Here is a 26437-nt window from a genome sequence, read left to right as displayed (position 1 = left end):
TCGCCGGCATCCTCCTCACCGCCCGCACCGGCAGCGGCCAACCCGTCTCCGGAAGCGAAGGCCTCGAACTCAAGGCCATCACCGCAGCCGCCCTCGGCGGCGCCGCCCTCAAGGGCGGCAAGGGCGGCATCGGCGGCACCCTCCTCGCCGTCGCCCTCCTCGGCTGCCTCGAAAACGGCCTCACCGTCCAAGGCATCAACTCCTTCTGGCAGAACGTCGCCCAAGGCGCCCTCCTCGTCGCCGCCGTCGTCATCCAGCAACGCCGCAACGGCGAACGCGCCGTCGGACTCCCCGCCTGACGCACTGAACGCCGCTCCACGACTTCCCCATTCTCCGTCAGCACCCCAGCCACCAGAGGCCGTTCCCACGGCGAATCGGCCGGGCCGGTAGACGCTGACGGAACGGCGAGGGCCGCCGAGGGTCGGCCTGATCGCCACCACCCGCCGGTGGCGCCCACCCCTGTGGTGAGCGCCACCGGCGGACGTGTCTCGTCCCGTCGTGGGCTCGTCCGCTCCGACGGCCGGCGCAGCGCAGCGGGGTTCGAGAGGGCCCGGCCCGACCGGCGGGGAGAGCATGGACGGGACGGCCGGTCGAGGCCGGTGGGCGAACGGCCCACCGGCCCCGACCGGCCTTCGGCACCGTCCCCGGCCCCCGTCCCCGCCCCCGGAATCGGCCCGAGCCCCCGAGCCCCAGAGCCCCGCACGGTGCCACGGCCCGGGCGGCGCCCGGACGTTCACCGCGGAGTGGCAGTCCCCCCGAACCGCGCCGGCCCCCGCGGTGGACGGCCACCGGACCGCGACAAACGGCAGGGCGCCTGCGGGAAGGTCCCACAGGCGCCCTGCCGTCATGGCGTCGCCGCCGTCACTCCTCGGTGGGTCCGAGGTCGGGGCTCTGCGCGAAGCGGACGGACCGCTCGGAGGGAGCCGCGTGCAGTTCCAACAGCGCGATCTCGTTCAGCCCCGGGCGCAGGACGGGACCGGGCAGGTAGAGCGAGCGCTGCGGGCCCCGGGACCAGTACCGGCCGAGATGGAAGCCGTTGACCCACACGTTGCCCTTGGTCCAGCCGGGCAGGTGCACGAAGGTGTCGGCGGGCACGTCGACCGGGAAGGTCCCGCGGTGGAAGGCGGGGCCGACGACCGGTGTGTTCCCGGTGGTGAAGTCGAGGCCGTCGAGCGATCGCCACGGCAGCGGCAGGCTGGTCCACCCGCCGAGCTCCTCGCCGTTGAGCAGGACCGCGCCGGCCAGGCCCTTCCGGTCGTGCAGGCCCTGGCCGTAGTTGACCCTTCCCTGGTTCTCCACCAGGACGGTCAGGACGGCGCCGTCCCGGGGGACGCCGAAGGCGATGGCGTGCTCGTGGTTCTCGCGCTCCAGGACGCCGACCGGCTGGCCGTCGAGGAAGACCTGCGCGCGGTCGCGGACGTCCCGGAGCTCCAGCACAGCCGGCCCGGCCTGCGGCAGGACGGTCTCGTAGCGGACGAACCCGAAGTCCTGCCCCAGCTGTTCCATCGTGAGCGGGCGTTCGGAGCGCACGGTCGCGCCGGGCGCGGCACTGTGCGAGAGGAGGCCCGCGACATCCGTCAGCGGCACGGTGCGGGGGGCGAGCTTCGGGGCGGGCTCCGGTCCGGGGCCGGCGGGCACGGGGGCGTACTTCGCGATGACGTCGCGGAAGGCGCGGTACTTCTCGGTGGGATCGCCGGCCTCGTCCAGGGGCGCGTCGTAGTCGTAGGAGGTGACGGTCGGCCGGTAGGCCGCCTTGTCGTTGGCCCCGTTGGTGAACCCGAAGCTGGTGCCGCCGTGGAACATGTAGAGGTTGACCGAGGCACCCAGGGACAGCAGTTCGTCCAGTTCCTGTGCGGCGTCCTCGGCCGAGCGGACGACGTGGTGGCCGCCCCAGCGGTCGAACCAGCCGATCCAGAACTCCGTGCACATCAGCGGGCCGCTGGGCTGGTGGGCCCGCAGGGCCGCGAGGCCCTCCCGTGAGCGGCTGCCGAAGTTGGCCGTGGCGAGGGTGCCCGGCAGCCCGCCGCGGGCCAGGTCGGCGGGCTGGTCGCAGGTGAACAGCAGGACGTCCACGCCGTGCCGGCGCAGCAGGCCCGCCAGGTGCTCCAGGTGCGAGGTGTCGTCGTCGTACGCTCCGAACTCGTTCTCCACCTGGACGGCCAGAACCGGGCCGCCCCGGGTGGCCAGGCGGTCGAGCACCGGGGGCAGGAGGCGTTCGAAGTAGTCCTCCACGGCAGCGAGGTAGACGGGGTCCTGGCTGCGGAGCCTGATGCCGGGGTGTGCGAGGAGCCAGGACGGCAGGCCGCCGCCCTCCCACTCGGCGCAGATGTACGGGCCCGGGCGCAGCAGGACGTGGAGGCCCTCGGCCGCGGCCAGGTCGAGGAAGCGCGGGAGGTCGAGGCCGCCGTCCAGGTGGAAGGTGCCGGGGGACGGCTGGTGGAGGTTCCAGGGGACGTAGGTCTCCACCGTGTTGAGGCCCATGAGCCGGGCCTTGCGCAGGCGGTCGGCCCACTGGTCCGGGTGGATCCGGAAGTAGTGCAGCCCGCCGGAGATGATGCGGAAGGGCTCGCCGTCGAGGGTGAAGTCGTCTCCGTCGATCTGGAGAACTGGCATGGTACTGCTGCTCCTGAGAGGGGGGTCGGGGCGGGCGCCGGACGTCACGGTGCCGTGACCTTGAAGCCCTGCTGGTTGCCGTACTCGGTGATGCGCTTCTGCCAGGCCGTCAGACCGCCGTTGATGCCGCTGGTGAAGCTCTGGCCGACCGTGTCCTTGAACACCGAGTTGGCGTAGACCTGGAAGGGGAGGTACTGCCAGCCCTTGCCGACCGAGGCGGAGGAGGCGGCGAACACCTGGTTGGCCTGCTGCCCGCCGAGGGCGTCGACGGGCCGGTCGAGGAAGGCCGGGTCCTTGAGGAGCTCGGTGGTGGCGGGGAAGAGGCCGTTCGCGTTGAGGGAGCGGACGGCCTGGGGGTCGGAGTTCAGCCAGGTGGCGAAGGCGGCGGCGGCGGCCTTGTTCTTGCTGGTGGTGGGGACGGCGACGGCCGAACCGCCGTTCTCGGCGGTGACGTCGTCACCCGCGTTCCACTGGGGCATCGGCGCCGCCCGCCAGTTCCCGGCGGTGGTGGGGATGGTGGAGGCGATGTTGCCCGGGGCCCAGGCGCCGATGATCCACATGGCGTACCGGCCGCTGTTCATCGACTGCCACCACTCGTTCGTCCAGCCCGGGGCCGTGTCGACGAGCTTGCGGTCGACCAGGGAGGTCCAGAGGTCGGCGACCTTCTTCGCGCCGGGGTCCTGGAGGTCGACGCCGACCCCCGTCTCGCCCTTCTGCTGGAAGGGGCGGCTGCCGGCCTGCCACATCAGGCTGTCGAGGCCGCCGGCGTCGCCGGGGTCGATGGAGGTGATGTACCGGTCCGGGGCGGACTCCTTGATCTTCGCCGCGGCGGTCTCGAACTCGGCCCAGGTCTTGGGCGGTTCGATGTGCAGCTCGTCGAGGAGCTTCTTGTTGTAGAACATCGCCATCGGGCCGGTGTCCTGCGGGACGGCGTAGATGCCGCCGTTGACCGTGACCTGCGACCACGCCGAGGAGGTGAACTTGGACTCCAGCGCGGCCGCGCCGTAGTCCTTGAGGTTCACGAGCCGCTTGGACTGGGCGAGTTCGGGCAGGGCGAAGTACTCGACCTGGACCACGTCCGGTCCGCCGCTGCCGGCCTTGACGGCGGTCTGGAGCTTGGTGTACTCCGCCGCGGACTGCCCCGCGTTGACGATCTCGACCTTGATCTTGGGGTACTTCTGCTCGAACAGGGCGACGGTCTTGTCGAGGTTCGGAGCCCAGGTCCAGAAGGTGAGCGTGGTGGGCGTGTCCAGGGCCTTGGCGGGGTCGGCGGACCCCTCGGACGAGGAGCCGCCGTCGGAGCCGCAGGCGGTGAGGGCGAGGACGAGTGCCGCGGCGGGGGCCAGTGCCAGGATTCTGCGGCGCGACGGGCTGTGGGCGGAGGTCATGAGGGGGTCCTTGCTGTGAGGAAGGGGGATGGGGCTTGCGCCGGTCATTCCTTGACGCTTCCGGCGGCGAGTCCGGACTGCCAGAAGCGCTGGAGGAAGAGGAAGGCGACGATGAGCGGCACGATGGCGAGCAGGCTTCCGGTGACCACGAGGGGGTAGAAGTCGGTGGTGGTCGCGCCGCTTCCGGCGGCCCCGGTGGCCACCGCGTTCCACTGGTTGAGGCCGACGGTGAGCGGGAACCACTGGGGGTCGCTGAGCACGATCAGCGGCAGGAAGTAGTTGTTCCAGGTGGCGACCAGGGCGAAGAGCAGCACGGTGACGAAGCCGGGGCCGAGCAGGCGCAGCGAGACGGTGAAGAAGGTCCGCAGCTCCCCCGAGCCGTCGATCCGGGCGGCCTCCAGCAGGGAGTCGGGGACGGCCTCGGCGGCGTAGACGCGCATGAGGTAGACCCCGAACGGGCTGACCAGGGAGGGCAGCAGGACCGCCCAGGGGGTGTCGACGAGACCGGCCTTGCTGAACAGGAGGTAGGTCGGGACGGCGAGTGCGGTGCCGGGGATGGCGATGGCGCCGAGGATCATGGCGGCGATCGCGGTCCTGCCGCGGAAGCGGTACTTGGCGAGGCCGTATCCGGCGGCGGTGGAGACGAAGGCCGCTCCGCCCGCTCCGACGACGGCGTAGAGCAGGGTGTTGCCGAACCAGCGCAGGTAGATGCCGTCGTCGTGGGTGAGGACGTTCCCGATGTTGCCGAGCAGCCGGAACCCGTCGCCGAACCAGAGGCCGAAGCTCTCCAGCAGGGAGGCGGTGTCCTTGGTGCTGGCCATGAACAGCCACAGCAGCGGGAGCAGTGCGTACGCCAGCATGGCGGTCATGGCCAGCGTGAGCGCGGTGCTCGGGCGGCGGGCGCGTGCGCGCCGGCCGGAGGTGGTCCTGGCGCTCACTGGCCCTGCCCCTTTCGCATCGACCGGATCTGCACGGCGTAGGCCGCGAGCGCGGTGACGCCGCCCAGGACCACGGCGACGGCGGCCGAGTAGTTGAACTGCTGGCCGTTGAAGGCCAGGTTGTAGGCGTACATGTTGGGCGTGTAGCTGGTGGAGATGACGCCCGGGGAGAGCGACTGCATGACGTTCGGCTCGTTGAACAGCTGGAACGTGCCGATGATGGAGAACACCGTGGCCAGGACCAGGGCCGGCCGCAGTGCCGGGAGCTTGATGCTCCACGCCTTGCGGAACTCCCCGGCGCCGTCCACCTCCGCCGCCTCGTAGAGCTCCTGCGGCACGGTCCGCAGCGCCGCGTAGAGGATCAGCATGTTGTAGCCCACGTACTCCCAGGTCACGATGTTGCCGATGGAGGCGAGCATCCAGGAGGACCCGAGCAGGTCGGGCACGTCCGTGCCGAGCACCTCGCCGATCTGGCCGACGAGTCCGAAGCGGTCGCCGTACAGGTACCCCCACATCAGCGACGCGACGACGGCGGGGACGGCGTAGGGGACGAAGATGCCGATCCGGAAGAGGCCGGTCCAGCGCAGCCTCCCGCTGTCCAGCGCCAGCGCCGCCACGAGTGCGAGCAGCAGCATCACGGGGACCTGGACGACCAGGAACAGCAGGACCCGCCCCAGGCCCGCCCTGACGAGGTCGTCGGTGAGCGCCCGCCGGTAGTTCTCCAGGCCGACGAAGACGGTGCCGCCGACCAGGCGGTCCTGGAAGAGGCTGAGGTACGCGGCGTAGCCCAGCGGGGCGATGATGCCGATCACGAAGACGACGAGGAACGGCGCGAGGAACGCGTAGCCGAACGCTCCGTGCCCCGGCCGTCCGACACGGCGTTCCCGTCGCTGCCGGGGCGCCGGTCCGGGCCTGGGCGTGGGCGGGCGGACCGGATTCGGCCGGGGGGTGGTGGAGGGGGGTGACGTGCTCAAGGGTAGTGCCCTTCGTGGCGAATGTTTGCGCCAACATGACGATGGTGTTGAGTGTTGACCGTTTCCGCGCAGGGCGTCAAGCCACCGAAACACGGCGATGCAGCTTCGTAACCAGCACCGCGCCCGCCCGGGAGTGCCCGTCCCGCCGCACGAACCCGCCGGGGCAGGGGCAACAGGCCACCAAGGGGCGCAGCTCATGAGCTTGCCGGTCGGCCGTCGCCGCTCGGCGGAGCCGGTGCGGATCGGCTCCCGGAGCGACGGCACGAGTGTTACGGACGGACGTCGGCCGGGTGAACCCGCTCGACCCGCCGACACCGCCCCACACGCCCGGGGCCGATCGACGTCCGTTGTTGTTCGTTTGCCCTCGGCCCGTACGCCCCCGGCCCGGACGTACCGCTCGGCGCGGGGCCGACGGCTGCGACAACCCGGCCCCCGCCGGGACCCCGCCCGCACGCGGCCCGCTCCCCGCCCCCTGACCGACCGTGTCCGGCCGTGCCCGGGCGTGTTCATCCGCTGGTCGCGGCCGCTACGATGTTGACGCAGACATCAGGGAAAGGGGCCGGTATGAACACCGCGGCGAAGCCCGGCGCGGCCGCGCGCGCCACTCGGCGCCCGGCATCCCAGGCGGACGTGGCCGCCCTGGCGGGCGTCTCTTCACAGACCGTCTCCCGGGTCGCCAACAACCGGTCCAACGTGGAGCCGGAGACCCGCGAGCGGGTGCTCTCCGCCATGCGCATGCTCGGCTACCAGCGCAACAGTGCGGCCCGGGCCCTGACCCTCGGACGCTTCCACGCGCTCGGCGTGGTGACCTTCGACGTCACCGCCCAGGGCAACGCCCGCACCCTCGCCGCCATCTCCCGCGCCGCCCAGGCCTCCGGCTACTCGGTCAACGTGGTCTGCGTCGAGAACGAGACCGAGGACGCCGTCCAGCGCGCCGTGCGGCAGCTCACCGACCAGGCCGTCGACGGGCTCGCCGTCATCGAGGCCCAGATCCTCGACCGGCCCGGCTTCGACATCTCGTCCGGCGTGCCCATCGTCGTCGCGGACGGCGACCCCGAGCGGCGGTACACCTCCGTCGACACCGACCAGGCGGCCGGCGTCACGGCGGCCGTCCGCCACCTCCTGGACCTCGGGCACCGGACGGTCTGGCACATCGGCGGGCCGCAGAACTCCTACGCCGCGCGCCGGCGCGCGGCCGCCTGGCACGCCGCTCTCAAGACCGCCGGAGCACCCGTGCCGCCGATCGGCTTCGGCGACTGGACGGCCGCGTCCGGCTACGAGATCGGCCGGCGGCTCGCCGCACAGCCGGACGTCACCGCCGTCTTCGCCGCCAACGACCAGCTCGCGCTCGGCCTCCTGCTCGCCCTGCACGAGGCCGGCCGCCGGGTGCCGCACGACGTCAGCGTGGTCGGCTTCGACGACATCCCCGAAGCCGCCTACTTCGTCCCCCCGCTGACCACCGTCCGGCAGAACTTCGAGGAGGTCGGCCGCCAGTGCGTGGCCCGCCTCCTCGACCAGATCGACCCACCGCAGGGCGAGGGGGCCCCGGTCACCGCCGTGGCGGTCCAGCCCGAGCTGATCGTCCGCGCCAGCTCGGCCGCGCCCCCGGCCGGTGGCGCCGGACCCGCCTGATCCGTGCCGAACGGACGTGCCCCCGCCCGTGGTCCGTGGTCCGGCGGGGGCACGTCCGGCCACGACGGTCAGCCGATCCGGAACCGCTGGCCGGCACCCGACCCGCACGGCTCCTGGACCAGCACCGCACCCGGCGAGGACGAACTCGCCTCGACCGCGAGGCACTTGCCGCTGTGCCGTGCCACCAGGGCGGAGAAGCCCCCGCCGGTCGGACGGACCGACCACTCCTGGTTCCACGCCCCGCTGCACCCGTACTGGACCACCCGGGCGCCGTCCGCCGTGGACTCGCCCTCCACGTCCAGGCACTGCCCGCTGTGGCGCACCACCACGGACACCTGGCCGGGGCTGCCGGCCCGCAGCGCCCACTGCTGGGCCGACGATCCGGTGCAGCCGGACTGGACGACGGCGGCGCCGGGCACCCCCGCAGCACCGGCCACCTCGGCGCACAGCCCGCTGCGCCGGACGGTCACCGGCTCCCACACGTCCGCGGCCGCGCTGCGCACGGACCAGGACTGGTTGCTCCCGGTGGTGGGCGGCCAGACGTTCACCGGCGCGCCGTCCCATCCGGCGGCGTCGCTGACGTCGAGCAGGAGCCCGGTGGCCTTGTTGACGAGGGTGCCGCGCCCGTCACCGGTGGTGGAGCGCATCCACAGCTGCGCCGCCGCGTTGCCGGGTGCGGCGGAGCCGAGGGCGCCCGCGGTGACCGCGAGGGCCCTGCCGGTGGCGCCGTTGGTGATCCGGTAGGTCGCCGTGGTGTCCCAGCCGCCGCCGACCTTGGTGAAGGTCCACCGCTGCCCGGGGTCCGCCGGGTCCGGGGTGCGCTGGACGGGGCCCGCCTGGGCGTCGGGGCCGGCCGCGAGGGCCAGGCCGCTGTTCTCGTTCAGCAGCTGCCGCGCACCGCCGGTCGGTGTGGTCGCCGTCGAGGCGTTCACGCCGACCGCACCGGGGAGGACGAACGTGGTCACCGAGCCCGGGCCGACCGTCGTGGTCACCGTGGCGGCGGCCGTGACGGTCAGGTCCGCCCCCCGCTGCACGTTCCTGGTGCCGTCGGTGGTGTAGCGCTGGACGGCGGTGCCGGAGCCCGGCTTCTGGTAGCCGGCGAGGTCGAGGGTGAGGGCCTGCGCCGTGCCGGTGGTGTTGGTGTGGACGACCACCGTGCCCTCGCCGCCCGGCCGCAGGGCGGCGAGGGTGTCGGCGGAGTTGGTGCCGATGACACGGGCTCCGGGCCGGACGAACTTGGTGTAGTTCGCCATCGCCCAGTACTTCTTGTTCTTGCGGACGGGCTCGACGGCCGGGTCGTCGGGCGTCAGGTCGACCTGGATGAGGCCCCAGTTGGAGTTCTCGTGGGCCGGGGTCATGTTCTCGTAGTCCTCGACGGCCTGCCACAGGACCCACGCCCGGGGTTCGAGCATGGTGAGATCGCCCGTGATGCGGCGGGAGAGGTCGAGGGCGGGTGCCATGTCGGTGAAGTTCTGCGGGCCGCTGCCGCCGAGGTCGACCTCCGACATCCACAGCGGCTTGCCGGCCCCCTTGGCGATGTCCCGGGCCCCGATCCGCCCGTGCGTGCCGTAGGTGTGGACGTTGAGCCGGCCGATCGCCGAACGCGTCGCGGCCGGGTAGGAGTTCCAGTCGTCGCGGAACATGGCCGGGTCGGTCTCGTCCATCGCCGCCACCGGCGTGGTCAGGCCCGCCGACGTCAGCGCACCGCGCATGCTGCCGATCATGCGCGCCTGGGCGGCGTGGTCCCAGTGGGACCCCTCCTGCGGGCCGCCGGCGCGCCAGTACCCCGTACCGGGCTCGTTGACCGGCGACACGGAGTCGAAGGTGACGCCGGTCGAGGCCTGCACCCGCTTGATCGACCCCGCCAGGTAGGCGGCGAAGCGGTCGTACTGGTCGGGCCGGAGGTTGTTGTCCCAGCGGTTGACCGCGCCGGAGACCAGGCCGCTGACGGTCATGAAGTACGGGGCGGAGTTGGAGAACGCCTCGAAGGTGTCGGCGCCGCGGCTCTTCGCGGCGGCGAGCCACCAGCGCTGGTTGGCGTCCGCGGCGGCGTTCCAGTGGTTCGGGTCGTTCGGGTTCCACCAGTCGGCGGGCTCGGCACCGCCGTTCGCGCCGCCCGGCTGCGGGGCGAACTCCGCGGGGCGGTTCCAGTAGCCGGGAACGGCTGCTCCGGCCCGCATGTACGGCACGGTCTCGGGGCTGTCGCCCCCGCCGATGTTGTAGCGGGCGACGGTGAGGCCCAGGCCGTCGGCGCCGAAGAGCTCGTCGGCCAGCTGGTTGCGCCGTTCGTCGGGCCAGCCGCCGGTGACGTTGGCGAACCAGCCCAGCGTGGTGCCCCAGCCCTGGAAGGGCTGCTGCTGGTAGCCGGGGTCGAGCCGGACGGTGAGGTGGGCGGTCGGTTCGGCGGCGGCGGCCGGCTGCGGGGGCGCGAGCAGGCCGGCACCGGCCGCCGCGATCGTGGCGGCGAGACAGGTGCGGGCCGTACGGTGCCGTGTCTTCTTGGTGCGCGGGGCCATCGGTCCTCCAGGTGCGGGGGCAGGCAGACGGACGGCACGCCCCTCGGGTGAGGGAGGGGCGTGCCGGTGGAGGTGGAGTGTGTGCCGGTGGGGCCCCGGCCCGCGTACGGACCGGGCCCCGCACGGGGTCAGACCGTGACGGTCCGACGGCTGAACTGCTGGTTGGCGCCGGTGCCGCAGGTCCACTGTTCGAGGGCGGCGCCGTTGGTGGTGGCCTGGTTGATGACGTCCAGGCACTTGCCGCTGTGCCGGGCGATCAGGCGGACGTGGCCGGAGCCGTCGGCCACCTTCTGGACCTGCCACTGCTGGGACTGGCTCCCGGTGCAGGTGTTCTGCACGACGAGGGCCCCGTCGACGCTCGACGCGCCCTCGACGTCCAGGCACTTGCCGCTGTGCCGGGCCATGACCTGCACGTAGCCGGTGCCCAGGTTCTTGAGGGAGAAGTTCTGGTTGGCACCGTTGCCGCAGGACCACTGGAGGAGCCGGGCCGTCTCGGCGAAGGAGTAGTCGCCGACGTCGACGCACTTGCCGCTCTGCCGGCCTACCAGCTGCTGCCAGGTCGCACGGAGCGGGGTGACCGTACCGGCGGCCGCGTTCACCGTGATCTGCGGCGAGTAGCCCATGGACAGGGTCGTGGCGGTGGGGAAGGCGAGGGGGAGCCACACGTACTGCGAGTCGTTGACCGTGCCGCCCGTGGAGTTGCCCCAGCGGTCGCCCATGTAGAGGTAGCCGGTGCCCTGGCTGCCCTCCACCGGCAGGACGAAGGTGGTCTGGCTGTGGTAGGTGATCCCGTCACCCGCGTCGTTCAGGCCGCTCCAGGACCCGGTGATGCTGGTGGCGGTCGCGTACTTCTGCTGGTTGGGGGCCCAGCCGGTGGCGCCGGAGGTCAGCAGGAAGTAGACACCGTCGCGCTTGAACATCGCCGGGGCCTCGCGGGACTCGCCGTTCCACAGGCTCTGGACCTGGGCGTCGATGCCGGTGTAGTCGGCGGTGAGGCGGTAGACGTGCAGGTCCCGGTTCTCGTTGGCCGCGGAGATCATGTACCCGGTGCCGTCGTCGTCGACGAAGGTGGTGATGTCGCGGGACATCGCCCCCAGCGGGCGGAAGCTGCCCCGCCAGGTGTAGTCGCCGTCGATCGTGGCTGAGACCGCGACGGCCGCGCGGGCCTCGCTGTAGTCGGTGGCGCTGCCCTCCTTGTGCATCCACATCACGAACTGCCCGGTGGCGGCGTTGTACATCACCTTGGGACGCTCGATGTTCGCGCCGGCGAGCTCCGGGTCGGTCGCCTGGGTGAGCACGTGCCGGCGGAACTCCCACGTCTTCAGATCCCGCGAGCGGTAGGCGGAGACGTAGCGGAACGAGTTGTCGGCGTTGCGGTTCTCGCCGAACCAGTAGTAGTACTGACCGACCTTGATCACGCCGCCGCCGTGGGCGTGCAGCGGATTGCCTGCGGTGTCCGCGAACTGGGTGCCGTTGACGACCGTCACGGCTGCCGCCTCGGCCTGGCCTGCGCCCTGGACCAGGGAGACGCACAGGGCCAGGACGGCACCGCCGACGGCCGTTCTCAAACGCAGCATTCTTACTCGTCCTTCGTTCGCCGATGCGCCCGCGGACCGCCTGCGGGCACGACGGCACAACCGGCCGGTGGAGCCGACTGCACGCCGGTGTCCGCACCGGTGTCCCCGCCGCCCGTGTCCCGGGCGGGGTGGGGGGAAGCGGTCGCGGGCGCATCATGGGTGGGGGGTGACCCGATCGCCTGCGCCAGCACGTCCGTTGCTGATGTTCGCGCAAACAATCGGGGTGATGGAGAGTTTCGAAGTGCCGTTCGGTTGTGTCAAGGGTTCTGTCCGATTCACCGACGGACGGGCCGAACCGGGCGCGAATGATGCACCAGGGGCATACGTCCGACCACGCATCGTCATATTCGAGCGGACGGCGGCGCCCACTCCTCACACCAAAGCGCAGACTCTTCACTCTTTCCGGTGATTGAGTGTTGTTTTATGTTCAATACCGGCGGGGAATGACGACAGCGACCGCACGTACGCACCCCTATCCTGTGAGTCGTGGTGCTTTCATGCGCCGACCGTGGTGGCCGCCGGCAGCGGCGTGGAAAGTCGGAGTGAGATCGTGGAGGACACGGGGCTGCTGGCGCCGCAGCGAAGGGCGCTCATCCTCGACCGCGTACGCCGTGACGGCGCGGTACGCGTGGCGGAGCTCGCCGACCGGTTCGGCGTCTCCGACATGACCGTACGCCGGGACCTCGAAGCCCTCGCCCGCACCGGCGCGATCGAGAAGACCTACGGCGGAGCCGTCGTCAGCACCCTCGTCGAGGAACCCGACTTCGAAGCCAAGTCCCGGCTGGAACCCTCCGCCAAGGAAGCCCTCGCGAGCGCCGCCGCCGCACTCGTCGAACCCGGAAGCGTCGTCGCCGTCGGAGCGGGGACGACCGCCTACGCCGTCGCCCGGCAACTCCTCGACATCCCCGGCCTCACCCTGGTGACCAACTCCCTCCCCGTCGCCGACCTCGTCCGCACCGCCGCGGAGAACGGCAACGGCAACGCACCCGTCCTGCTGCTCACCGGAGGCACCCCCACCCCGTCGGCCGCACTCGTCGGCCCGCTCGCCGACCAGGCCATCAGGTCCCTGCACATGGACGTGCTGATCATCGGCGCACACGGCGTCTCCGAACGCGCCGGGCTGACCACCCCCAACCTCGCGGAGGCCCAGACCAACCGGACCCTGATCGCCTCGGCCCGCAGGGTGGTCGTCGTCGCCGACCACAGCAAGTGGGACGTCGTCGGCCTCAGCGCCTTCGCCACGCTCCCGGAGATCGACTGCTTCGTCACCGACGCCGAACTCGCCCCCGCCGCACAGGCGGTGCTGAGCGAGACCACCGGGCGGCTCGTCCTCGCCGGGGCCTGACCGGCGGCCTCGGCCCGCCCTGCGGCGTGAGACCTCGTGCCGCCCGCACCGGAGGCGGAACCTGGCGGGCACGGACACACCCCCGCTCCGGACGAGGCACGTCCGGAGCGGGGGTCGGGCGGTGGCCCGGGGCGCGGCCGGTCAGTCGATGGACCAGCGCTGCAGGGTGGAGCCGGTGTCGGGCTGCTGGGTCGCCCTGGCGCCGTTGGCGGCCGAGGCGGCGGTCAGCAGCAGGCCGGTGGCGGCGGAGGTGAGGGTGTGCCGGTCGTTGTCGGCCTGGGTGATCTTCCAGCGCTGGCCGGTCTGGCCGTTGCACGCGCGTTGGACGACGGTGGCGCCGGCGCCGCCGGCGGCCTCGGCGCACTTGCCGGAGGACTTGGCGGTCAGGGTGTAGGTGCCGTCGGACTGGGGGGCGACGGTCCAGGTCTGGTTGTTCCCGCGGTTGGGTGCCCACATCAGCAGGTCGGTGCCGTCGGAGGAGGAGCCGCCGTTCTCCAGGGCGACGCCGCCGGTCTCCAGGACGTGGACGCCTTCCACGGTGCGCACCGTACCGGTCCAGGGGATGCCCGGGGCGGCGTGGTAGGCGATGCCGGCGGCGGTCCAGCGCTGGCCGTGCTGGGCCAGGCGCTGACGGAAACCGTCCCAGTCACGGGCCGACTGCGGGGACCAGCCGACCTCGGCGAGGGCGGGGAGGCGGGGGAAGCTCATGTAGTCGGCGTAGTCCCGGGGCTCGGGCCACCTGGTGCTCGGGGTCGGCAGCGAGCCGCTGCCCTCGTAGGCGCGGTCGGCCCACAGGGCGGCCTCGACGCCGGCGATCTTCTTGGCCGGGACGATGGAGCCGGTGCCGTCGAGCTTGCCGGTGACGGTCTCCGGGTCCCACTCGTAGGAGCGCTGCACCGGCACGTATCCGGACCAGCTCAGGCCGTACGGGGTGGAGACGTCGTACTTCATGTCCAGGTAGGCGTGGTCCGAGGGGGACATGACGAACTTGGCGCCCTGGGAGACTCCGTTGCGGACGAAGCGGATGGTCTCGGTCTCCTCCGCGGTGCCGATGCTCTCCCGGTCGTCGTCCTCGCCCCAGTACTGCATGATGCTGCCTGAGGGGATGGCCGACTGGCCGAGCTGGTGCCAGCCCATGACGGTCTTGTGCCGTCCGATGGTCGCCTCGGTGGCCGCCTTGACGTAGGAGGCGTAGCCCTCCGGGGTGGCCTGCGGGGTCTCGTCGCCGCCGAGGTGGATGTACGGGCCGGGGGTGAGCTTGGCGACCTCCTTGATGACGGTCTTCAGGAAGCGTCGCATGTTGCCCGTGTGCGTCCCGTCCTCCAGACAGTAGAGGCTGATGCCGACGTCGAAGCCGGAGTAGGGCGGCTTCGCCTTGTTGTCGCAGTTCAGTTCGGGCACCGAGGCGAGGGCGGCCATGGTGTGGCCGGGGCCGTCGATCTCGGGCACCACGGTCATGAAGCGGGAGGACGCGTAGGAGACGATCTCCTTGTAGTCCGCCGCGGAGTAGTACCAGCCGGTGCCGCCGGTGAAGCCGCTCTGCGTACTGGCGCCGACCTTGGTGAGGTCCGGGAGGGCGTCGATGGCGATGCGCCAGCCCTGGTCGTCGGTGAGGTGCAGGTGCAGCGTGTTGATCTTGTAGGCCGCGGCCTCGTCGATATAGCGCTTGACCTGGTCCACGGGGAAGAAGCGGCGGGCGACGTCCAGCATCACGCCCCGGTACTCGTACCGCGGCGCGTCGTTGATCTTCGCCGGGGAGACGGTCCACGCCCGGGACTGCTTGGTACGGGACTCGACCGCCGCGGGGAGCAGCTGGCGCAGGGTCTGCACGCCCCGGAACAGGCCCTCGGCGCCGTGCGCCTTGACGACGACGCCGTCCTTGCCGGACGAGATGGTGTACCCCTCGGCCCCGAGCTTCTTGGGGCCGTTGGGATCCAGGACCAGGGCGTTCTTCGGCGCCCGGGTGTCCTTGACGACCTTCAGGTCGTAGCCCGTCGCGGGGGCCAGCAGCTTGGAGAGGTAGGTCCCGACACCCACCGCGTCCGAATCCCTCGACAGGACGGAGATCCGGGTCTGGGCGGTGAGGGCGAACCCCTCGCCCGCCACCGCCTGCTGCGAGACCGGCTGCGGCACCAGGGCGTAGGGAGCGGGGGTGGGCGTGGGGGGCGCCGCGGCAGCCTGGGAGAGCGTGGCCGTGAGCGGGAGGGTGACGGCGGCTGTGGCGAGTGCGACGAGGCGTCGGCCTCGTCGGTGCAACCAGCGCATGGTTGTCTCCTTCTGAGGGGAAGGCACGGGGCCGCACACCAGGTGGGCGGCCGGGAGGGCGCGATGCGCGCCGACGGCGAGGGGATGCGCCGGGCTCGTGCTCCGGGCGTCGGACCGCTGGGGAACGTCCCGGCGAACGACGCCGGCGTGCACCCCCGCCGGGATCCTGCCGCGCTGCGGGTTGCTCGTGCCGTGTGGGCGGAACATGCGGTGCGCAGAGCGGCAGAGCATCGAATGTGCTTGCAGATGCTTAGATTTAGCAATTTGCGAGCAACTTCAACCATGAAGGTGCCAGGGGGTCCGGTCGTCGTCAAGACCTACGACATCGTAGTTTTGTCCGTTCGTGGGCCCCTTTCTTCCGCACCTTCGTTCCGCACCGGCAGACGGTCACCGTCCGCCGCCACCGCGCCACGCACGGGTCGGGAACGCCGCGGGGAGGGCGCGGGGAAGGCCGGGCCGGACGGTGCCGGAGTCACCGGTCCGCGTGTGCGCGCGCCAGGTCCCGGGCCAGGAGGGCCGCTCCCATGCAGCCCGCCGTGGCACCGAACCGGGCGACCCGCAGCTCGGGAACGGCCGGGGCCCCCAGCCGCCCGGTCAGGGCCTCCCGCAGGGCCGTGAGGCGTGCGGCACCCGCGTCGACGAGCTCGCCGGCGATGACCACCCGCTCGGGGGCGTACCGGCCGATCGCCGTGGCCAGCACCTCCGCCAGCGCGTCGGCGGCTTGACCGCAGACGGCCAGGGCTGCGCGCTCCCCGGCACCCGCCCGGTGGTACACCTCCCGGACGCCGACCCCGCGCCGGCCGGTCGCCCGTGCGTAGCGGCGGGTGACGGCGGCGGCCGAGGCCACGGTCTCCAGGCAGCCGCGCGCGCCGCAGTGGCACGGGTCTCCCCCGGGCCGGACCACGGTGTGGCCGAGCTCTCCGGCGGCGTGCGGGACCCGGGAGGCGGCCCGGCCCGCCCGGACGACCGCCGCGGCGATGCCGTCGCCCACCGACACGAACAGGAAGTCCCGGCAGCCCCGGCCGGCTCCCGCGCGCGCCTCGGCGAGGCCGCCCGCGCGCCCGTCGTGCCCGACGGCGACGGGAAGCTCCAGGTGCTCGGCCACCCAGTCCCGGACCGGGACTTCCCGCCACCCCAGTGCGCCGGCGCGCACCGCCCGGCCGGAGGTGTCGTCGACGGTGCCCGGGAGGATGACACCCGCAGCGGTGGGGCGGCAGCGTTCGGCGAGCGTGGCGGCACAGGTCAGGACGGTCTCCAGCACGGCGTCCGGTCCGCGTTCGGGACGCGTGAACCAGCGTTCCCCGTCCCGCAGGACCCCGTCGGGGCCCAGGGCGTAGCCCTTGATGTAGGTGGCGCCCACCTCCAGCGCGATCACGGTCCCCCGGTCCGCGCGTGGGTGGACCGGCGCCGGTTCCCGGTGGCGCGCCGGCGCCGTCGGGGGCCGGAGCTCCGCGTTGACGGCTGTGTCGCTCATGTCGTGCCTCAGTTCGTCGGGGCACCCCGGCGCCCCGGCCGCCGGGAGGCGGACCGCCGCCGGGGGCCGGCCGCGTGACCGGCAGGGGAAAAGGACGGGCCCGCCCCCCTGTGGTCGGGGGACGGGGGGCGGGCAGTCGGGGGGTTGGGCGGTCGGGGGGTTGGGCGGTCGGGCGGTCGGGGGGCGGGCGGTCGGGGGCTACTTGACGGATCCGGCGGTGAGTCCGGAGACGACCTTCCGCTCGATGAGCGCGAAGAGGATGACGACGGGGACGATCGCGATGACCGAGCCGGCGAACAGGAAGTTCCACTGGACGGTGTAGTTGCCGATGAAGCTGTTGATACCCACCGTCAGCGGCTGGTTCTCCGGGATGGTGGAGAGCGTCAGACCCATGACGAACTCGTTCCAGGCGGCGATGAAGGTGAAGATCATCGCGGTGACGACCCCGGGCATCGCCAGTGGCAGGGTGATCCGCAGGAGAGCCCCTCCCCGGCCCAGCCCGTCGATCATGGCGGACTCCTCCAGGGCTTCGGGGATGGAGGCGAAGTAGGCGGTGAGGATCCAGATGGCGAAGGCCAGGTTGAAGGCCGCGTTGCACAGGATCAGGGTCCACACCGAGTTGAGCATGCCCAGTTGGTAGAACTCGCGGTAGAGGCCGACCAGCAGGGACGTGGGCTGGAACATCTGGGTGACGAGCACCAGCAGGAGGAACAGGTTACGGCCGCGGAACTTCACTCGGGCCGTGTAGTACGCGGCGGGGACGGCCACCAGCAGGACGAGCAGGGTGGATCCCGCGGCGACCAGCAGGGTGACGCGGAGGTTGTCCCCGAGGTGCGACTCGCGCCACACGTCGACGAAGTTCGCCCACTTGAACTCGCTCGGCAGGTAGGTGGCGTCGCGCAGTTCGCTCGCCGGCCGCAGCGCGGTGATCACCATCTCCGCGTACGGCAGCAGGAACACGGCCGCCAGCATCCAGGCGACGGCAGCGACCAGCAGCGTGCGCGGGCGCAGCGTACGGGGGGCTCGTGGGGTGCCGGTCCGGCTGCCCCCCGCGGGGAGGCGGGGGGTCGGGGCGGGCCGGGCGGTGTCGGCGGGGGTGATGGTGGGGTGGGCCATCAGCTCTCCTCCTGGTTCCAGCGGCTGGCCTTGAGGAAGACGACGACCATGACCACGACGAGGGCGAAGTTCACGACGGACATCGCCGCGGACTGGCCGATGTCGGAGTTCTTGAGCTGGTACATGAACACGGTGGTGGTGGCGGTGTCACTGTCCGGGCCGCCGTGGGTCATGCTCCAGATGATGGGGAAGGAGTTGAAGACGTTGATGAGGTTGATGACGACCCCGACGAGGAACGCCGGCCTCAGCAGCGGGAGGGTGATGCGCAGATAGGTCTGCCAGGGGTTGGCGCCGTCCACCCTGGCCGCCTCGTAGATCTCGCCGGGGACGGTCTGCAGTCCCGCGAGCAGGGTGTAGGTGGTGAAGGGCAGGGAGACGAAGACGGCCACGAACATCATCCAGGGCCAGGCCGTCGAGGGGTCGCCCAGCCAGTCCTGGGGGCCGTCGATGAGACCCAGGTCGGTCATCAACGTGTTGAGGACGCCCGCGGTCTGGTTGAGCATCCACTTGAAGCCGATGGCCGTCATGACGACCGAGGCGGCCCACGGTGCGATGAGCGCCCAGCGGGTGAGGCGCCGGCCGGGGAACTTCTGGTTGAAGAGCTGGGCCAGCGCCAACGAGACCAGCATGGTGGCGCCGACCACGACCACGGTCCACACCACGGTCGACAGGACGACCGAGGGCAGCGACGGCTCCTCGAACAACTGCTTGTACTTGTCGAACCCGGCCGAGCCCCGGACGAATCCGCTGCTGCTGATCTTCAGGAACGAGGTGCGGACCATCTCGTAGACCGGCCAGAGGACGACCAGGACGATGAGCAGGACGGCCGGTCCGATCCAGGGCAGGGGCCCCAGCCGGGCCAGGCCGCTCCTGCCCTTGCGGCCGGAACCGGATGTGGATGATGAGGGGGACACGAGGGAGTGCCTGCCTTCCGTGACAGTGCGGTTCGCGGGCTGCCTACTGGTCGGAGACCGTCTCCTGGGCCTTCTTCTGCAGCTCCCCCAGTACCTTGGCCGGGTCGCTCACGGCCGTGCCGCCGCTCTTCTTGATCTCGGCCGAGACGGCGTCCCAGGAGGTGTCGCCCAGCGGGTAGAAGACCGCGTTCGGCAGCAGCGCGAAGAAGGGTTCGAGGTCCTGGTGCTTGCCGTTGCCGGTCATCTCCTGGAGCGTGTCCTCGGTGACCGGCATCAGGTCGTACATCTCGTCGAACTTCAGCGTGTTCTCCTTGGAGTACGCGAAGTCGAGGAACGTGCGCACCTGTTCCTTGTGGCCGTTGTCCTTGAACGCCATCATCCAGTCGGCGACGCCGAGCGTGGACTTCAGCGCCCCCGCCTTGCCGGGGATCGGCGCGACGCCGTAGTCGACCTTGCCCTCCTTGGACATCTGGATCAGGGAGGGGTGGCCGTTGAGCATCGCGGCCTTGCCGGCCGCGAAGTCCGCGAACGCGGTCTTGCGGTCCGTCGTCGCGGGGTTGGCGTAGGTCAGGCCGGGCTCGACGAGGTTCGACTTCAGCCAGGTGAACGACTCGATGTTGGCCTGGCTGTTGAGCGTGTACTTGCCCTGGGCGTCCGTGAGGCCGCCGCCGTTGCCGAGCTCCCAGATCAGCGACTCGCCCTGCGCCTCCTCCGGACCGAGCGGCAGCGCGTAGGGGGTCACGCCCGGCACCTTCGCCTTGATCTTCTCGGCCGCGGCCCGGAGGTCGTCCCAGCTCTTGGGCGCCTCGGTGATGCCCGCCTGGGCGAACACCGCCTTGTTGTAGAAGAACGCCCGGGCCGAGGAGACGAACGGGATGCCGTACTGGACGCCCTTGACCTCGCCGGCCTTGGCGAAGCTGTCGATCAGGTTGGTGCGGGTCTTCTCCGACAGCACCTCGTCCGCCCGGTACAGCAGGTCGTCGGCGACCTTGTCCGCGTAGCCGCCGGTCTGGAGGACGTCCGGAACGTTGCCGCTCTGGATCATCGTCTTGACCTGCGAGTCGATGTCGTTCCAGTTGATCACCTGGACATCGACCTTGATCTTCGGGTTGGCGGCGGTGAACCGCTGCGCCACGTCCTTCCAGTAGGCCGCCGAGCTGTTCGAGGCCTTGTCGCCGTAGTCGGCGGCCACCAGCTTCAGGGTGACGTCCTCGCCCTGCGACGCGCCGCCGCCGCCGCAGGCCGTGAGGGTGAGCGCGCCGACGGCGCAGGCACAGGCCGCCGCGAAAGACCGCTTGTTCATCGTCAGTACCGCCTTGTCTCCTGGCCGGTCACAACGACGCGGCCCAGTGGGGGTCTGGGAACTGCTGCAGATTCCGGAGCGTGCGCACAACTGGACTTTTCGTCCGCGTTTCGCTCATAAACGAGCATCTGCTGTGGGCAAAGTAAACACGAGGAGGGGGCCGGGAACCAGGCCTGTTACGCAAAAGATGCCAACCGGACAGCTGTCGTACCCACGGGGCCGGGGAGTTGAGCAGGTCGGCGCCCTGGTCGCGGCTGCGAGGCACGGGCGGGCACGGGCGGAACCGTGCGGGCCCTCCGGTCGCGGCCCGTGGTCGACCACGGGCGCCCGCGGGTACCGCGGCCGTTCCGCTCGACGGTGCCACTTTCCCTCGCGGGAGGGAAGGGGGACGGACGGCTCGGACGCCGGAGGGTTCTGCCACGGCGTTCGCGGGTCCCCGCCGCACGGGCGCCGACGGTGCGGTCCCCGAGCGCGGATGCCGAGTGCGGATGCCGAGTGCGGATGCCGAGCGCGGATGCCGTGCCGTGCGGCCCGGCCTCGGGCGCCCGGCGGAGCGGGAGCGAGCCGTGGGCGCCCCCGGAAAGGGCGGCGCCGCCGGAGGGCGGGCGAGCCCTTCCGGCGGCGCGGGGTGTGGTGCGGGAGCGTCAGACGCCGATGACCTCGACACCCGCCTCGACGAACCGCGCCGCCATGTCGGGATCGAGGTCGGAGTCGGTGACGAGCACGTCGATCCGGTCCAGGCCGCAGATCCGGGCGAAGGCCCGTCTGCCCATCTTGGACGAGTCCGTCGCGAGGATCACCTTCCGGGCGCGCTCCGCGAAGAGCCGACTGATGCCGGCCTCGTCCTCGTGGTGCGTCATCACGCCGAGCCGCGGGTCCACACCGTCCACCCCCAGCACGGCGACGTCGAGCACCACCTGGTTCAGCACGCCCTCGGTCAGCGGGCCGACCAGTTCATAGGTCTGGGGGCGCGCCACACCGCCCGTCACCACGAGCTTGAACTGCGGGCGGACCGCCAGTTCGCCGGCGATGTTCAGAGAGTTGGTGACGACCGTGTACATCGGTCCCGAGGTGCTCTCCGGCCGTTCCGCGGGCCCCCCGCCCGCCCGGAGCACCAGCGCCCGGGCCACCTCGGTGGTGGTGGTGCCGCCGTTGAGGCCGACCACGTCCCCCTCGCCCAGGAGGTCCGCCACGGCGATCGCTATGCGCTGCTTCTCGGAGACCCGCCGCGAGGACTTGTAGCGCATCGGGAGCTCGTAGGAGACCCCGTGCGCGATCGCCCCTCCGCGCGTGCGGACGAGCAGCCGCTGCTCGGCCAGTTCGTCGAGGTCGCGCCGGATGGTCGCCGGTGACACCGCGACCGAGACGGCCGCCTCCTCGACGTCCAGCTTGCCGTCGACCGCCAGCAGTTCGAGCAGCCTGCTCCACCGCTCCTGCTTGGACATGCGCAGTATCCCCTCTTCGCCGTGGAACTCCGGACCGCGCGCCGAGGGGACGGGGTCCGCCTGGGCGGCCGACCGGCCGCCCCCCGGGAAGTATGCGCGGAGTTGATCGTAGCTCCGCAGCATCGCGCACCGCGTGCCGTGGACGGTTTGCGCATGCCACACAACGTTTCGACCGCCGAACCCTGGACGCAGCAGGCTCTCGTCTGGATACTTCGCTCATACATCTTGAACGAATCCGCATACTCCGTGCGCTTATCGCGCATGTTCGATCATCAGGGCGGTTCGACATCCATGAGCAGCAACAGTTCCCCGGCCCCGGCCGAAGGCTTCCCCCCGTCCGGCACCCGGCGTGAGGACGCCGACCCGGGGTACCGGCCCCCGTCCCCCGTTCCCCTGTGGGCGGCCGAACACCTCCCGGCCGCACACCTCCCGGCCGCACACCTCCCGGCTGCGGCGCCCCCGGCCACGATGTCCGCAGCCACGGCGCCCGCAGCCACCGGCGAGGAGGAGAGGCCGGGGGCCTCCCCCTCACCCCCGGCAGGTCCCGCGGCCGGCGGTCCCCGCGCCCAGGGATGCGTGATCGCGCTCGACGTCGGCGGCACCGGCATGAAGGGGGCGGTGCTCGACCACGGCATGCGACCGGTGGACACCGTGTACCGTCCCACGCCCCGCGCCGACGGGCCTGCCGCCGTCCTCGACGCCATCGCCGACACCCTGCTCGCCCTGGACCGCACGGCCACCGGGCGCGGACTGCTCGTGCACCACGCGGGCGTGGTGGTCCCGGGCATCGTCGACGACGGCCTCCGGCGAGCCGTCTGGTCGGCGAACCTCGGCTGGCGCGACCTCCCCCTCGCCGCGCTCCTGGAGGAACGCACCGGCCTGCACGTCACGTTGGGCCACGACGTCCGCGCGGGCGGCGTGGCCGAATGCACCCTGGGGGCCGCCCGGGGGGCGCAGAACGTGCTCTTCGTCGCCATCGGCACCGGCATCGCCGCCGCGCTCGTCTGCGACGGCAGGCCGGTCCGGGCCGGCGGATACGCCGGCGAGATCGGCCACATCGCCGTCGGGTCCGGGACGGAAGCGTGCGCGTGCGGCCGCACCGGCTGTCTGGAGACCGTGGCGTCCGCCGCCGCCGTCGCGTCCGCCTACACCGCGCGCACCGGACGGGCCGTCGCCGGCGCTGCTGACGTCGCGGCCCTGACCGCGCAGGGCGACCCCGTGGCGCAGGAGGTCTGGAACCGCGCGGCGACGGGGCTGGCGGAGGCGCTGGCGACCGTCACCACCCTGCTCGCACCGGAGCTGATCGTCCTCGGCGGCGGTCTCGCCGAGGCCGGCCCGCTCCTGCTCGACCCCGTACGCGCCGGGTTGGAGGAACGCCTCACCTTCCAACGCCGCCCCCTGCTCGTCCGGGCCGAACTGGGGGACCGGGCCGCATGCCTCGGCGCGGGCCTCGCCGCCTGGCAGGCGGCCGGGCACACCGCGACCGCCCGTGGGACAGGAGCACCCGCCCGATGATCCTCACCGTCACCCTCAACGCCGCGCTCGACGCCACCTGGAGCGTCGACAGCCTGCGGCCCCGTACGTCCCACCGCGTCGACACCGCGCAGGAACGCGCGGGCGGCAAGGGGATCAACGTGGCCCGCGTCCTCGTCGCCCTCGGGCGCGACCCGGTGGCGACCGGCCTGGTGGGCGGAGCCACCGGCCGCCGGATCCGCGACGGACTGCGCGACGCCCGCATCCGGAACGCGTTCCTGGAGGTGATCGGCGAGTCCCGCCGGACCCTCGCCGTCGTCTCGCGCGACGACGGCGACGCCACCGTCTTCAACGGGCGCGGACCGTTCGTGACCGCGCCCGAATGGCACCTCTTCCGCCAGCACTTCGCCGCACTGGCCGCGGGCGCGCGCGTGGTCGTCCTCAGCGGCAGCACCCCGCCGGGCGTCCCGGCGGACGCCTACGCACAGCTCATCCGCACCGCTTCGGCGGCCGGCGCGCACACGGTGCTCGACACCAGCGGCCCCGCCCTCCTCCAGGCCCTGGCGGCCCGCCCCGACGTGATCAAACCCAACACCGAGGAGATCACCGCGGCGACGGGCTGCGAGGACCTCCCACGCGCCGCCGCCGCACTGCGCACCCTGGGAGCCCGCACCGTCGTCGCGTCCGCCGGCGCCGACGGCCTGCACGCCGTCACACCCGAGGGCACCTGGCGGGCAGCGCCTCCCGAACAGCTCTCCGGCAATCCGACGGGCGCCGGCGACGCCTGCGTGGCCGCGATCGCCGCCGGGCTGGAGGCCGGCTCCGCCTGGCCGGACATCCTCCGCACCGCGGTGGCCCTGTCGGCCGCCGCCGTCCCCTGCCCGGTCGCCGGCGAGGTCGACGCCACCGTCTACCACCGGCTCCTCACCAGGGTCTCCGTGGAGAAGGTCCCGCCCGCCCCGGCCGACGCCGGCCCCGAATGACGCGCCCGCCCGCGATGCCTCGTCACCACCCGGGCCCAGGCGCCTCACGTCACACTCATTGCTCGATAGTGCTCGATTGAGCGAGATTATGAGCAACTCTTGACATTGTGAGTGTTCGTGAAACAGCATGCTGAACAACCGGACGCCTTCTCCGACCCACTCCGAGCGCAAGGAATCCCCGTGACCACCATCGGAACCTCCCGTACCTCGATCGAGATCGCCTCGCAGCCCGAGACCTGGGCGCGTGCGGTCCGGTCCGTCGGCTCGCACGCCGACGTACTGCCCCGCCGCGGCGAGCGCGTCGCCGTGGTCGGTTGCGGCACCTCCTGGTTCATGGCCCACGCCTACGCACAGTTGCGCGAAAGCGGCGGCCACGGCGAGACCGACGCCTTCGCGGCCTCCGAGTTCCCGCTCGGCCGCGACTACGACCGGGTCGTGGCCCTCACCCGCTCCGGCACCACCACCGAGGTCATCGACCTGCTGGCGAAGATCAAGGGCTCCGTCCCGACCACCGCCCTCACCGCCGACCCGGCCACACCCGTCATGACGGTCGCCGACCACGCCGTCGTGCTCGACTTCGCCGACGAGGAGTCGGTCGTCCAGACCCGCTTCGCCACCACCGCGCTGGTCCTGCTCCGCGCACACCTGGAGGCCGAAGGCGCCCTGCCGGCCGGGGTGCGTCCGCTCGCCCAGGCCGTCGGGGACGCCCGGCGCGCCCTCGACACCCCGCTCGGCCCCGACGTGAGCGGCGCCGAGCAGTTCACCTTCCTCGGGACGGGATGGACGTACGGGCTCGCGCTCGAAGCCGGCCTGAAGATGCGCGAGGCCGCCGGGGCCTGGACCGAGGCCTACCCCGCCATGGAGTACCGCCACGGACCCATCAGCATCACCGGCCCCGGCCGCGTCACCTGGCTGTTCGGCCCCGCCCCCGAGGGCCTCGCCGACGACGTCGCCCGGGTCGGCGGCCACTTCCACTGCGCCTCGGCCGACGCGCCCGGCGCCCTCGACCCGCTCGCCGACCTGATCGTCGCCCAGCGGCTGGCCGTACGCCTCGCCGCCGGCCGCGGCTACGACCCCGACCGCCCCCGCAACCTGACCCGCTCCGTGATCCTCGGCCCCACCGCCGCGTGAGAGCCCGGCCGTCCCGCCCCGCCCCGCGCCGAGCCGGGGCGCCCCGGCGGGTGACCGGTCCGCCCGGCCCGCGACAGCGGTCCCGGCGTCCCCGCCCGGTGCTCCGCCACCGCCTTCGTGGAGAACCCTCATGCCTCTGACACCCACCGCCGACATCGTCGGTCCCGCCCACGCCGGCGCCTACGGCGTCGGGGCGTTCAACGTCGTCCAGATCGAACACGCCGAGGCCATCGTCACCGGAGCCGAGCAGGCCACCCTGCCCGTCATCCTCCAGATCAGCGAGAACACCGCCCGCTACCACGGCTCGCTCACCCCGATCGCCCTGGCCTCCCTCGCCCTCGCCCGGGCGGCCTCCGTACCGGTGGCGGTCCACCTCGACCACGCCGAGTCCCCCGAACTCGTCCACGAGGCCGTCGAACTCGGCTTCACCTCGGTGATGTTCGACGCGTCCAAGCTCCCCTACGACGCCAACGTCGCCGCCACCCGGGAGGTCACCGAGTACTGCCACCGGGCCGGCGTCTGGGTCGAGGCCGAACTGGGCGAGATCGGCGGAAAGGACGGCGCACACGCCCCCGGCGTCCGCACCGACCCCGGCGAGGCGTGCGCGTTCGCCGCGGCGACCGCCGTCGACGCGCTGGCCGTCGCCGTGGGCAGCTCCCACGCGATGCTCACCCGCGACGCCGCCCTGGACCTCGACCTCATAGCCCGTCTACGCTCCGCACTGGACGTGCCCCTGGTCCTCCACGGCTCCTCGGGCGTCGACGACGCCGACCTCGCCAAGGCCGTCGCTGCCGGCATGGCGAAGGTCAACATCTCCACCCATCTCAACAAGCTCTTCACCCGCACGGTGTGCGACCGTCTGCGGGCGACGCCCGACGCCGCCGATCCGCGCACCTACCTCGGGCCCGCCCGGGACACGGTGGCAGCCGAGGTGACCCGCCTGCTGGGCGTCCTCGCCGCCCGCTGACCACGGTGGGGCGCCGGCGGCCGGAGGCGCCCCACCGGTCGGTCTCCTCGCGGGAACGTCCTCCGAGAATCCCCTCCGGGTACGCCGGGCTCCCGCTCGTCTCCTGCGGGGCGGACATCGCCCAGGACACGAGCGGGACCCCGAGCCGTCGTGGCTGCGGGTGGACATCGAACAGACCTGCACACGGGTACGGCCCGTCCCCCAGAGAGGTAGTGACCGCGTGACAGCGGACCGATCCGCACTGACCCGTGCCCGCCTCGTCCTGCCCGGCGGGGTGGTCGACCACGGCCGTCTCGCCGTCGAGGGCACCCGGATCGCCGGTCTCGGCGGCGCCACCACGGCCGGTGACCTCGACCTGACCGGGTACACCGTCGTCCCCGGCT

General features: G+C 72.3%; 18 protein-coding genes and 1 pseudogene. 7 read left to right on the top strand and 12 right to left on the bottom strand.

Annotation, left to right across the window (positions count from 1 at the left end; genetic code table 11):
- Positions 1–299: pseudogene (locus tag ACFWIC_RS38265) on the top strand (ABC transporter permease); the annotation flags it as partial.
- Between the two features lie 562 nt (positions 300–861).
- Here ACFWIC_RS38265 and ACFWIC_RS38260 read toward each other — a convergent pair.
- From ACFWIC_RS38260 to ACFWIC_RS38245, 4 genes are read right to left on the bottom strand one after another with little or no spacing between them, the layout of a single operon-like run.
- Positions 862–2613, bottom strand: a complete 1752-nt coding sequence (locus ACFWIC_RS38260) for a beta-galactosidase family protein (RefSeq protein WP_380521613.1) — start codon at positions 2611–2613, stop codon at positions 862–864.
- A gap of 44 nt (positions 2614–2657) precedes the next feature.
- Positions 2658–4001 (bottom strand): ABC transporter substrate-binding protein, encoded by a 1344-nt coding sequence (locus ACFWIC_RS38255; RefSeq protein ID WP_380360918.1) that lies wholly within the window; start codon positions 3999–4001, stop codon positions 2658–2660.
- A gap of 44 nt (positions 4002–4045) precedes the next feature.
- The gene (locus ACFWIC_RS38250) at positions 4046–4939 is read right to left on the bottom strand and encodes a carbohydrate ABC transporter permease (protein WP_329874737.1); all 894 of its coding nucleotides are present in this window, start codon (positions 4937–4939) and stop codon (positions 4046–4048) included.
- Positions 4936–5913 (bottom strand): carbohydrate ABC transporter permease, encoded by a 978-nt coding sequence (locus tag ACFWIC_RS38245; RefSeq protein WP_380360921.1) that lies wholly within the window; start codon positions 5911–5913, stop codon positions 4936–4938. The genes ACFWIC_RS38250 and ACFWIC_RS38245 overlap by 4 nt, the downstream gene beginning before the upstream one ends.
- 564 nt (positions 5914–6477) lie before the next feature.
- On the opposite strand from ACFWIC_RS38245, the gene ACFWIC_RS38240 reads away from it, so the two are divergent.
- Positions 6478–7545 carry a LacI family DNA-binding transcriptional regulator gene (locus tag ACFWIC_RS38240; RefSeq protein WP_355408782.1) on the top strand — a complete coding sequence of 356 codons (1068 nt, stop codon included), beginning with the start codon at positions 6478–6480 and terminating at the stop codon, positions 7543–7545.
- A 68-nt stretch (positions 7546–7613) separates the two neighbouring features.
- Here the strand turns inward: ACFWIC_RS38240 and ACFWIC_RS38235 are convergent, their stop codons facing one another.
- Both ACFWIC_RS38235 and ACFWIC_RS38230 read right to left on the bottom strand, forming a co-directional pair.
- Positions 7614–10061 (bottom strand): RICIN domain-containing protein, encoded by a 2448-nt coding sequence (locus ACFWIC_RS38235; RefSeq protein ID WP_380521610.1) that lies wholly within the window; start codon positions 10059–10061, stop codon positions 7614–7616.
- Between the two features lie 128 nt (positions 10062–10189).
- The gene (locus tag ACFWIC_RS38230) at positions 10190–11638 is read right to left on the bottom strand and encodes an RICIN domain-containing protein (protein ID WP_380360925.1); all 1449 of its coding nucleotides are present in this window, start codon (positions 11636–11638) and stop codon (positions 10190–10192) included.
- Between the two features lie 547 nt (positions 11639–12185).
- Here ACFWIC_RS38230 and ACFWIC_RS38225 point away from each other — a divergent pair.
- Complete coding sequence (locus tag ACFWIC_RS38225) at positions 12186–12983, top strand: DeoR/GlpR family DNA-binding transcription regulator (protein ID WP_380521615.1); 798 nt, start codon at positions 12186–12188, stop codon at positions 12981–12983.
- A 141-nt stretch (positions 12984–13124) separates the two neighbouring features.
- Here ACFWIC_RS38225 and ACFWIC_RS38220 read toward each other — a convergent pair whose 3' ends face one another.
- From ACFWIC_RS38220 to ACFWIC_RS38195, 6 genes are all read right to left on the bottom strand, one after another.
- Positions 13125–15248, bottom strand: coding sequence for a family 20 glycosylhydrolase (locus ACFWIC_RS38220; protein WP_380521608.1), 2124 nt, complete (start codon positions 15246–15248; stop codon positions 13125–13127).
- 472 nt (positions 15249–15720) lie between these two features.
- Entirely contained in the window at positions 15721–16722 is a 1002-nt protein-coding gene (locus ACFWIC_RS38215) for an ROK family protein (protein ID WP_380521606.1), read from the bottom strand.
- Positions 16723–16920: 198 nt separating this feature from the next.
- The gene (locus tag ACFWIC_RS38210; RefSeq protein WP_380360931.1) at positions 16921–17838 is read right to left on the bottom strand and encodes a carbohydrate ABC transporter permease; all 918 of its coding nucleotides are present in this window, start codon (positions 17836–17838) and stop codon (positions 16921–16923) included.
- Positions 17838–18752, bottom strand: coding sequence for a sugar ABC transporter permease (locus ACFWIC_RS38205; protein ID WP_355408615.1), 915 nt, complete (start codon positions 18750–18752; stop codon positions 17838–17840). Before ACFWIC_RS38205 ends, ACFWIC_RS38210 begins: the two co-directional genes overlap by 1 nt.
- 43 nt (positions 18753–18795) lie before the next feature.
- Positions 18796–20055, bottom strand: a complete 1260-nt coding sequence (locus ACFWIC_RS38200; RefSeq protein WP_380521604.1) for an extracellular solute-binding protein — start codon at positions 20053–20055, stop codon at positions 18796–18798.
- A gap of 644 nt (positions 20056–20699) precedes the next feature.
- Complete coding sequence (locus ACFWIC_RS38195) at positions 20700–21500, bottom strand: DeoR/GlpR family DNA-binding transcription regulator (RefSeq protein ID WP_355408611.1); 801 nt, start codon at positions 21498–21500, stop codon at positions 20700–20702.
- A gap of 576 nt (positions 21501–22076) precedes the next feature.
- On the opposite strand from ACFWIC_RS38195, the gene ACFWIC_RS38190 reads away from it, so the two are divergent.
- The 4 genes from ACFWIC_RS38190 (at position 22077) to ACFWIC_RS38175 (ending at position 26054) form a co-directional block, all read left to right on the top strand.
- Positions 22077–23015, top strand: a complete 939-nt coding sequence (locus ACFWIC_RS38190; RefSeq protein WP_380521601.1) for an ROK family protein — start codon at positions 22077–22079, stop codon at positions 23013–23015.
- On the top strand, positions 23012–23956 hold the full coding sequence (locus ACFWIC_RS38185; RefSeq protein WP_380360937.1) for a 1-phosphofructokinase family hexose kinase: 945 nt from the start codon (positions 23012–23014) through the stop codon (positions 23954–23956). Before ACFWIC_RS38190 ends, ACFWIC_RS38185 begins: the two co-directional genes overlap by 4 nt.
- A gap of 180 nt (positions 23957–24136) precedes the next feature.
- Positions 24137–25087 carry an SIS domain-containing protein gene (locus ACFWIC_RS38180; protein ID WP_380521599.1) on the top strand — a complete coding sequence of 317 codons (951 nt, stop codon included), beginning with the start codon at positions 24137–24139 and terminating at the stop codon, positions 25085–25087.
- A gap of 130 nt (positions 25088–25217) precedes the next feature.
- Positions 25218–26054, top strand: a complete 837-nt coding sequence (locus tag ACFWIC_RS38175; RefSeq protein WP_380521598.1) for a ketose-bisphosphate aldolase — start codon at positions 25218–25220, stop codon at positions 26052–26054.
- The last annotated feature ends 383 nt before the right edge of the window (positions 26055–26437 follow it).

Source organism: Kitasatospora sp. NPDC127035 (assembly GCF_042726075.1).
Lineage (GTDB): Bacteria > Actinomycetota > Actinomycetes > Streptomycetales > Streptomycetaceae > Kitasatospora.
Note: the sequence above shows the minus strand (reverse complement) of the source record. Positions and strands in the feature narration are given on the sequence as shown.